Source organism: Lacrimispora sp., from assembly GCF_032078915.1.
GTDB lineage: Bacteria > Bacillota > Clostridia > Lachnospirales > Lachnospiraceae > Lacrimispora.
The window spans coordinates 1-10,486 of sequence record NZ_DAMAUN010000141.1; the positions used below are offsets into that span (position 1 = coordinate 1).

Consider the following 10,486-nt stretch of genomic DNA (forward strand, 5'->3'; position numbering starts at 1 on the left):
TCCATCAAAGCATCACCCCAGCCTTTTTGTAATTAGTTCAAGATAATGTCTCAAATAGTACGACTGACTAGTCTCTGGAAAACCGGACTGAACTAAAAATGCCATATGTACGTCTTTATTGTTCATTGGCTTTAGTTGTTCAAAAAATTTCATAACTGATCCTGGCATAGCGCGAACATAAAGCGGAAAAACAAAGAAATAATTTTCAACGGAACTTAAATTCTCAGCCCAGTTTTTCTATTCTTTTATATTTATCAAATTCCTGACTTCCTGGATATGTTTTCATAAACACAGATCGAGGGATAAATACAAGAAGAATATTAACTTTTAAAATACAGTATCCGTGAGCCCCAGTATTTTCAAGACTTTCAAGGCTACACACTTTTAAAATCAATACCAGGGGATCCACATGTCTTGATCTACAAAAATGATCCGAATGCCAGTTTATTCTCCCAAAAGGTAATTATTTTCGTCATTGGCTGGTTCCAGCGTTCTGATTTCAAAAGATTTACATCCGGAAGCAATGAAAAGATCTGATTTTGCAATCTTCGTTGCTTCCGCCAAATCTTCAGCTAAAAAAATGACCATTCCTCCGGGGTAATCTGTAAAAGGCCCGCAAAATACAAGTTTGCCTTGATTCTTTAATTCTTTTAAATGATCCACATGACTCTTTATGAGTTCCTTATTTAATGGTTTCACATTATTCATCAAATATATATACGTCATTACTCTTCCTCCATAAATACTCCATATCCCTCAGGTGCGGGAATCGCGTTTTCCGATGCACGGCTAACTGCCTCCCATTCCTCCCAAGCATTCATCCGTGTCTTTAATGTGTCCATTGCCAAATCGTAAACCATACTGCCCAGGATAAGCCGCAAGGGAGGATTATCGCTATCTACTAATTTCATAAGGGCTTCCGCTGCCAAGGAAGGATCACTATCTGCCGAACCTTCGGAGTATTGTTTTGCCAGCTCTTCACGAAGTGTCCCGTATGAATCCAATGGATCGCTGTAACTCATCGAAAGGTATAAATCTGTCCAGTAGCCTCCTGGTTCTACCATGGTAAGTTTCACTCCGAAATGTTCAGCTTCTTTTGCTAAAGCTTCACTCATTCCTTCCAAAGCAAATTTACTTGCACTGTAAATGCCCGACATTGGGCCTGAGATAATGGCACCAATACTGGTTATCTGTATTATATGTCCTGAACGCTGAGCCCTTAAATATGGCATCACCGCCTGGCAGACCCAAAGGGCTCCAAAAAAGTTTGTATCCATCATTTTCCTGGCATCAATTTCTTTCAATTCTTCAATCATTCCTAATGTCATGATGCCCGCATTATTAACGACAATATCAAGCCTTCCAAAATGTTCAACCGCTGCTTTAACCGTAGAAAAAACAGCCTCCCTGTCTGTAACATCCAGGTTTAATGGCATCAAAGTCTCCTGATACGTATCTTTTAGCGTTTCCAATTTATCAATCGTTCTTGCAACTGCTACAACTTTATCCCCGGCTTTCAGTGCAGCACATGCGAAGGCATAGCCAAGTCCCTTACTTGCTCCAGTAATAAACCATACTCGTTTATTTTTTATATTATGTGTCATAGATATTCTCCTTTTCTATTTTACTTAATTAATATTCAACATTGAAATGAAGCATTGTCAATCTACTCTTATCCAGCGTATTTTTGAACTCCCTTTCAAGGAATAACAAAAAGCACAGGCAATTGACTGCCTATGCAAAATAGAATCGGAAAAAGTATACCATATTATAATAATTGCCAACAAAAAAACCAGCCGTTCCTTAAATCGGAGAGGTTTCGTTTGCTATAATATAAATAAGGTATCACGTATGGACAGACTTATCCCGATTATCTGCATCGGCAGATTTAAAAGAATATTGCATTTAGTTGCAAGACTCCCTTTATCGGAAAAAAATCAACACACGTAATCCCTCCATTCAGGTAATATAATTACAAGATAACATATGGGTTCTGGAAAGTCAATGAATGCCTTCGTTTTCCGCCAGAGAACGGGCAGCATTTACATTTCCAAAGGTAAGGCAAACATCTAAAGGGGAATTAATAAAAAAGCTGCTGCAATTAAGGGAAACCCTCGCATGCAGCAGCTCTGATAAAATTTAATAAAAAACAAATTAATATAGAATTAATCAATCATAAAACAGGCTACGCCAACATTATTCAACGTAATGATTGGTTTGCACCGGAATGTCTTGCAGCAGTTGTCAGACATTCTTACTTTCAAGATATAAAAACCTTCATAAGGAACTGTAAATTCAAAGCAGCCGCAACCATTGATCTGCACACAGCATAGTAACGTATCAATATCTTTGCATCTCTCATATAACTTTACATCCCAATCATGGAAACTATTGCAGCAACAGCCCCAGACACAGCCCGCAATAATACAGGGTTTCATCAGGCATTCCTCACAAACAGGGCAGGGTTCCTGTTCCGGACACTCTGCAGGAATTGGTATTGGAATGGGAATAATCACCGTTTCCGGTTCCGGACATGCTGGGCATGGCTCCAGTATCGGGCATTCCGGACATACAGGGCATGGCTCTGGTACCGGACATGGTGGCGGCACCGGACATGGCGGACAAACCGGACACGCTGGACAGGGTTCTGGCTCCGGACACGCTGGACAAGGCGGTGGTACCGGGCACGCTGGGCAGGGTTCTGGTACCGGGCATGGCTCCGGGGTGGGGCAAGGTGGTGGTACCGGACATGCCGGGCAGGGTTCCGGGGTAGGACAAGGTGGCGGTACCGGACATGCTGGGCATGGCTCCGGCGTGGGGCAAGGCGGTGGTACCGGGCAGGGTGGTGGTGTCGGACATGGTGGTGGTGTCGGACATGGTGTGGGTGCCGGACATGGTGTGGGTGCCGGACATGGTGTGGGTGCCGGACATGGTGGGCATACCTGTTCTTCCTGTCCTGGTGATACTTCAGGTACTTCCGGAGCTGGTGCTACAGCTGGACATATCACTCCGCCAATAAATGGGTAATAATGAAATTCAAAGCCGCTCTCAGCATTTACGGCAAAAGATCCTAAGGCAGCATTGCCGCTTACATGGCCGCCTGTAGGATGAGCATGAAACATGGCCTGTGGTGCCAATATGCTTCCCCAGATATCAGAAGACTTTTCCATATAAATATTAGTTGCATCCTCAAACACATACAATGTCTGATTAACCTTACTTCTTTCCCCATAAACACCGTATTGCAAATGGGCATTTGCTCCTGTTCTCAGCCTTACAATAACTCTGCTTCCTTGTGGAACTTCTGCACGAATTCCTTTATTGATTAAACCATTTGGCCTTACATCGATAAGGAATACATTCTGTACAGGATCATTGCCCCTTAAAATCCACTCGTAATTATTATCCACTACATTTCCATTTGGAGTTAAAGACTCAATACAGTCTTTGTATAAACCGATGCTTTCCCTTGCATCACTAAAAAATCTAGGTAAGTCAGCGCCTATCCTGCTTGCAGGTATATATCTTGGTACATCATAACTGGGAACCACATAGTGATCACCTTTATCTGATGGTGTCCAATATTGGCTGCCTCCATTGGCCTGATACAAAAATTTCAGTTCTTGTATCCCATCATTTATACCATCTTTTCCGATTAAATAGGTACTTCCATTGGCTGCACGGAATGCTCCTCCCACAACCACATGACCGATAACAACCAAAGGACCGGCCATAGAAACATTACCGCCAACTAAAAAGCGTACTAAATCCGGTGAGTAATTAACTGCTTTGTTACCTCTTTTGACAAAGCCAACACTCAAACCCCTTGGGCTGTAAAAACTACCGCCTATTGCTACAGGCCCTTCAATATCTATAATGTTATTGGCATCATTAAAAATAATAACATTAAATCTAGAGGCAGTACCAAAAGGCTGACCCGTAATATTATACCAGTTTATATTATCATAAGGTAATCCTGCACTTGTCATTGCTTCATCACTATAGCTGATATTGTCCATATAAACTCCTGCAAACTGCTCGATTTGCAACGCATTTTCATTCTCAATTCAGTTTATTCTAATGGAATTGGTTCTGTGCGGTTTTCTATGCAATTGGACGAAATTTTATGTTAATTTTCTGAAATTCATTGGAATTTATGTAAATGTGGACACGAAAAGTATAATACAATAAAACCATTTTTCCTGTGATAAAGCCTAAAAAAGAGATTGACCAATTAATTTACCAATCTCAAATACGCCTCCATATAGATGTCTTATCCCAAAATTCACTTAGTAACATACTCCCAATACTTAGCACCCAATTGGGAAGTAATAAATGCTCAAGCCAGAAGCAGGGGCTTCTTGCTCTAGTGACCTGATGACTACAGTATCAACAAGCTAACCCCATGTGTCCCGCGGTTCTTTTTAGCAGTTTATGCCAATGCTAACATTCCTTGTTTCCAGATATTGCGTACAGCGTTTACATCTCTATAATTGGTGTAAGGACTGTCCATTGGAGGCGATCACTTCTCGATACCAGTCAAAGCTTTTCTTTTTACGCCGTTCATAGGTCCCGCTTCCGTCATCCTGCACATCAACATAGATCATCCCATAGCGTTTACTCATCTGGGAGGTCGAAGCACTGACCAGATCAATGCATCCCCATGCCATATAGCCCATGATTTCGACACCACTGGCAATCGCCTTCTCCATTTCTAAAAAATGCTGCTTAAAATATTCAATCCGGTAATCATCTTCAATCATACCGTTTTCACCAATCTCGTCAATCGCACCCATGCCATTTTCCACAATAAACAATGGTTTGCGGTAACGGTCATATAAATCAATACAAGCCACCCTTAAACCGACCGGATCAATCTGCCAGCCCCATTCATTAGCCACCAAGTAGGGATTTTTAACTCCGACAGCCAGATTTCCTGATGCCAGTTCCATTCCCTTTGCCTCAACGCTGGCATTCAAACTCATGTAATAGCTGAAAGAGACGAAATCTACCGGATTATTCTTTATCACAGTCAGATCCTCCGCTTCCATTACTACTTCAACGCCCTGTTTTTTCATAAAACGAAAAGCGAATTCAGGATATTCCCCAAATACCTGCACATCCCCAAACAGATAGTTCAACCGGTTCAATACCTGAGCTAAGGCGATATCAGCCGGATTACAGGTATGCGGATAAATTAAAGTTCTTGTAAGCATACAGCCGATCTGGCTGTCCGCTCTGATTTCTTTGGCTGCTCCGGTAACGATGGCACTGGCTAAAAACTGATGATGCAATGCCTGAATCAAGGCCTGATTCAAGGCTCTTTTATCTGGATAATTTTCTTCGATGATACCGGCCGTGGTAAATGGATGGCGAATGATACTGTCTATTTCATTAAAGATCAGCCAATATTTCACATAAGTATGATAATGCTGAAAACATGTCCGTGCAAAGCGTTCAAAACATTCCATCGTTTTTCTGGATACCCAGCCTTCATTATTTTCCACCAGCGCTAATGGCATTTCATAATGAGATAACGTAACAACCGGTTCAATCCCGCAGGCCTTAAGCTTCCTGAATATCTCCAAATAATACGCGATCCCTTTTTCATTAGGCTTTGTTTCATCTCCTTTTGGAAATAAACGAGTCCAGGCAATCGATAAACGCAGGGTTTTAAATCCCATTTCCTGAAATAATTCAATATCCCCGGCATAACGGTGGTAAAAATCAATCCCATGGCGTTTCGGATATTGAAGGACATCCTGACTTAACTTGGCCGTTTCAATATCCGCTTTACTGATCTCCCACTGCTTTTTATAGTCACTGACCTCTATCTGCGAACGATAGCGGGCAACATCAGCGACAGACAGACCTTTTCCGTCTTCATTGTAAGCGCCCTCACATTGATTTGCCGCGATCGCTCCACCCCATAAAAAGTTCTTTGGAAACATTCATTTCCTCCTTATCTTTTCAATCATGTAATTAAAGTCGCTCAATTGTCAATAATTTCTCTCTATAATCAATATAATCCTTTTGAACCACCTCAGCAACATCCTGATCCTCCGATTGTAGCAATAGCACCATCGTCGTTATGTCATAACCTTCTTCTTTGATCGCATTGATATCAAATTCTAATAATAATTGATTTTTCTTAATTTTATCTCCCTGCTTAACATGGGCTTTAAAATGCCTGCCCTCCAGATTAAACGTGTCTATTCCGACATGAATTAAAATCTCGGTACCATCTTTACCGGTAATTCCAATCGCATGCATGGTTGGATATAACATCGTAACCTCTCCCTGAAGCGGTGAATACACCTTCCCCTCCCCAGGTACGACCGCAACACCTTTTCCGATTGATCCGGAAGCAAACACATCATCCTTCACCTGATTTAAAGGAACAACCTTTCCCTGAAGCGGTGATGATAAAGAAATCGTACTTTTATCCTCAAAGCCAAATATATAGGTTAACAGAAAACCAACGATAAAACCAGCGACGATACCGAAGATACTGCCAATAAAAGCCCTGTCAACGCCATTCGGGCCTATGTAGCTGGGAATGGCAAGTAGTCCCAAACCGCCCTGGACATATGTCTTTGATTCAAAAAAGCCCATAACTGCACCGCCTGCCGCACCTCCTATAACTGAAAAAATAAAGGCTTTTTTTCTTGCCAGCGTGACACCGTACAAAGCCGGTTCTGTGACGCCAAACATTGCCGAAATAAAAGCCGGCAGAGCAACAGCCTTGAGTTTCTTATTTTTAGTCTTCAGACATATCGCTAATAAAACTCCTGCAGTAGAGAAAATCACAGCTAAGGACGTCGATAAAATATTATCATATCCCAGCACCGAAATATTATTAATGCGAATTGGAATCAAACCATAATGGATTCCAAACACGACCAGGACCTGAAAGATCCCGCCTATAAACAGTCCGGTTAACGTTGAATTAAAGGAACTCAGAAAAACGGTGGCATCAGAGATAAGCTGAGCGGCCATCGTCCCGACCGGACCGATGAAAACCAGCGTCAGAGGAACGATTACCAATAAGGTCAATCCGGGAACCAGAAACATTTTTAATAACCTGGGAATGATTTTATTAAAAAACTTCTCTATTTTACTTGCAACATATACGGAGATAATAATAGGGATAATACTTCCCGAATATTTCATCAGTATTACCGGCATCCTCAAAAATGTCGTATTCACCGTTGATTCAAATAAAGTACCATGAAACAATGAATATAAAGCACTGTCATTCATCAGAATTGTTAAAGTAGGATGGATCAGACACGTTCCGATCGCCATGCCGACAAATTCGTTTAGTCCAAACTTTTTAGAAGCCGTATATCCCAGAAACACCGGCGAAAAAACCAGCAAACTGTCGCCAATGATCTGCAATATTTGAAAAGTTCCTGAATCCTGAGTGATCCAGCCTAATCCGACGAAAATGATACTAAAGCCTTTAATAAGTCCGGTTGCGCATAAAACCCCTAAAAGCGGTGTGAAAACTTCCGTAATAATGGAAACAAATCTTGCCCCCAAGCCTTTCTTTTCACCCTTATCTTCACCCCCGGTACTTAACATGCTTGAAGTGTTGTTGCGGTTTGATATCTGGCTGACTTCCAACACCGCATTGTAGACATCTTCAACCTCATTTCCAATGACAACTTGATATTGACCTCCCTGTCTGATAACCGAGATAATCCCTTCCTGTTTTTCTAAAAGTTTTGTATCGGCTAAGTTCTCATCTTTGAGTAGAAATCTCAATCTCGTCACACAATGCGTCAGATTTAGAATATTTTGTACCCCTCCGACATGTTCTACAATAAATGAAGCTAGTACCTGATAATCCCTCATACTCCTGGCCTCCTGTTTACTTTCTTTGAATTCTAAAATTTGTTTGTCAGAGATCCGGACATTCCTGCCCGGGAAATCCATTTCAATAATTGAGAATCCAGAAAATATCATGCTCCCGTTAAAGGTTGTCCAAACCTGGATATAACAATTTATACCTAAGCATCATGAGATCAATGAGAAACAACATTCCATATTTTCCAATATCATTTTTATTGGTTCCTTTGATAACCAGGGAATCTGTACAATAATTAATTAACGGCGTTGATGGGTTCTGAGTAATTACTACAGTTGTCACTTTTTTCTTGGTCAGAAGGGTAATTATTTCCGCATGCTTAATATGATAGCTGCCATCCACACTTAAAATGATAACGAGTGACCGCGGACTCATACGGTTAATAAACTGAATCTGATCGGCATCCTGATAGAATGAATAGCTTAATTTATGATATCGAAGCAGATTTTGTTGTAAGTAACTGCCATAAAACTGCAACAGCTGATGTCCTAAAAAAAGAATCGTCTGACTTTCATAAATCCTTTCCAGGATCCGGTCCAGCCGGCTGATATCCAGATTGGCAAGCTGGGAATCAATCAAGGCATGAATATCCTCTAACCGGTCTTTCGCAACAGTCAATATATCATCCGTCGACTGCTGTAAAAAATCGTTAGTATAATTTATTAGCGGATATTTTTGATCAAAACCATGTTTAAATTCATTATAATCTTCAAACCCCAGCTTTCTGCAGAAACGGCTTAACGTTGAGGTAGATACATAACAAAGCTGGGCAACCTTATTAATATTATAATTTTGTATATCTGATACATGCTCCAGCAGCATAACGGCCAATCCGTAATAAATATCCTGCTTAAAAGAACAGTCTATATAAGCGAGTAGGATTTGTTTTGAATCCTTCAACCACATCACCTCAACAATATTTTATGAAATAAATGCAAACATGCTGCCGGGTTTAATATTTTCCAGGATGATTAATTCTTCTTCTATGATCTCACCAATGATATTCTGATAACCTTCATTGTCAATATCCTGTAAAACAATCTGTAATTCACCGCGATATTTCTCCAGATTATCATTAATCATCACAATAGCTCCTCTTTTAAATTGTTTATAGGGATATTCTATCGCCGGAACCTGGATTTTTTTGGCATATTTCTTGGTCAGATAAGAACGGATGAGATAGTCAGATTCATCTAATCTGGAAAAATGCGGCAGAGTGTGTACGATCTTATTTTCAACGGCATTCAGTTCATGATGCAATTTAATCCTGACTTCCTTTTTATCAAAACGAATCCGGGACAATGCCTTTAATTCCTCTTCTGAAGCATAGGCATTGCCAATGATAATATCATCAATAAGCCCTGTGCTGATAAGATGTCTAGCCTGCAGATCAATCGGCAAGCCGCGGTGTATTTCCAAAGTAGGCAAGCCGCAGTAAACTTCCCAGGGACCAAAGGTGTCCTGCTGCCGGGAGCTGACAAAGGCACTGGTTAAAAGGTTTGCGTCTTTCCATTTTTTCGACAATTCGATAAATTTTTGATAACTCAATCCTGTATATTTCTGAGGATAAAAATTGTGGCATATTAATAGGTTGTCCGGATCCGCTCCATTTTCTAAAAGGGTTATGGAACCATTGTCAAAGCTTCCGTTTAATTCTATTTTTATGCCATACGGGTTTCGGGTTAAGATAGCATCCATAAAGGTTCCGAAACTGATATCCAGCCTTAGTATATCCACCCCCATATCAGCAAATATCTTTACGTCCATATGGCTTGCACCTAATGCTTCAAAAACCGCAGGATTCGTGTCCAGGGATACCGTATATCCCAATTCATGCGCCTTTTGAATATATTTTTGATATTTTTCCACTTCTGAGTCAATATGATCAACGACTGATAAAAAGCACGTGAATAACCGCTTAAACCCACACGCGGCCGCCAATTCCATATACGCAAAATCCCTTTCCATTGTTGAATGCTCCGGATAAATTGAAATCCCTAGTCTGCTCATTTCACCCTCCAAACATCTTTTTATATTGATATTATATCAGTGAAATCAGTAATTTGTTTTTTTACTTTTGAAATAATTTTCTAATTTAGAAAATTAGCAGTTTTGATTTAACCGCCTTATATTCCAAAAGTAATATTAGCGTTGCAACTGTACAGATGATACCTTCAATTGTTTACCGCAAATCATTGTATTTTTCATTGCTTCCAGCACTAATGGGCCTTTCCCGTTTAGTATTTCTATATAGGTAAGGGTATCTTGTATGGTAATTATTCCGATGTCTTCTGCCTTCACACCATCCAGATTGGATATGACTCCGACAAAATTAGTTGCTCTCAGCTTCTTTTTCTTTCCACCATTGAAACGTAATTTCATTATATCTTTATTTAATTGATCACTTTTCATTTTTTTAATCTTTGGAGCCGTATTCATTTTTTTATCAAAGGAAGGTTTCTGATTGGCTACTTCCTCTTTGGAAGGTTTCGTTTTTTCCTGAATTTTAAACCCGATCAGATCTTCGATGTCATGCAGATACCTGGTTTGAGTCGGAACAACAAAGGAGATGGCCTTCCCTTTTTGCCCTGCACGCCCTGTTCTTCCTGTGCG

General features: G+C 40.5%; 9 protein-coding genes and 1 pseudogene. All 10 read right to left on the reverse strand.

The genetic code is table 11. From position 1 onward, the window contains the following. Positions 1-444: 444 nt before the first annotated feature. Complete coding sequence (locus tag RT269_RS28490; protein ID WP_313187791.1) at positions 445-726, reverse strand: YciI family protein; 282 nt, start codon at positions 724-726, stop codon at positions 445-447. Then, positions 726-1,604 (reverse strand): SDR family oxidoreductase, encoded by an 879-nt coding sequence (locus tag RT269_RS28495; RefSeq protein WP_313187793.1) that lies wholly within the window; start codon positions 1,602-1,604, stop codon positions 726-728. The genes RT269_RS28490 and RT269_RS28495 overlap by 1 nt, the downstream gene beginning before the upstream one ends. Before the next feature lie 561 nt (positions 1,605-2,165). Then, positions 2,166-2,438 carry a hypothetical protein gene (locus RT269_RS28500; protein ID WP_313187794.1) on the reverse strand — a complete coding sequence of 91 codons (273 nt, stop codon included), beginning with the start codon at positions 2,436-2,438 and terminating at the stop codon, positions 2,166-2,168. A 10-nt stretch (positions 2,439-2,448) separates the two neighbouring features. Beyond that, complete coding sequence (locus RT269_RS28505) at positions 2,449-2,940, reverse strand: hypothetical protein (RefSeq protein ID WP_313187795.1); 492 nt, start codon at positions 2,938-2,940, stop codon at positions 2,449-2,451. An 83-nt stretch (positions 2,941-3,023) separates the two neighbouring features. After that, positions 3,024-4,019 (reverse strand): annotated as a pseudogene (locus RT269_RS30480) (collagen-binding domain-containing protein); the annotation flags it as partial. A 468-nt stretch (positions 4,020-4,487) separates the two neighbouring features. Next, a complete protein-coding gene (locus RT269_RS28510) occupies positions 4,488-5,951 on the reverse strand; it encodes a glycoside hydrolase family 1 protein (protein ID WP_313187797.1) in 1,464 nt (487 codons plus the stop codon). 31 nt (positions 5,952-5,982) lie between these two features. Further along, positions 5,983-7,860 (reverse strand): beta-glucoside-specific PTS transporter subunit IIABC, encoded by a 1,878-nt coding sequence (locus tag RT269_RS28515; RefSeq protein WP_313187799.1) that lies wholly within the window; start codon positions 7,858-7,860, stop codon positions 5,983-5,985. Positions 7,861-7,978: 118 nt separating this feature from the next. Further along, on the reverse strand, positions 7,979-8,773 hold the full coding sequence (locus RT269_RS28520; RefSeq protein ID WP_313187801.1) for a MurR/RpiR family transcriptional regulator: 795 nt from the start codon (positions 8,771-8,773) through the stop codon (positions 7,979-7,981). A gap of 21 nt (positions 8,774-8,794) precedes the next feature. Then, positions 8,795-9,883: a DUF871 domain-containing protein gene (locus RT269_RS28525; protein ID WP_313187802.1), complete on the reverse strand. Its 1,089-nt coding sequence runs from the start codon at positions 9,881-9,883 to the stop codon at positions 8,795-8,797. A 135-nt stretch (positions 9,884-10,018) separates the two neighbouring features. Next, the coding region (locus tag RT269_RS28530) for a DbpA RNA binding domain-containing protein (protein WP_313187803.1) at positions 10,019-10,486 on the reverse strand (468 nt) is incomplete at its 5' end.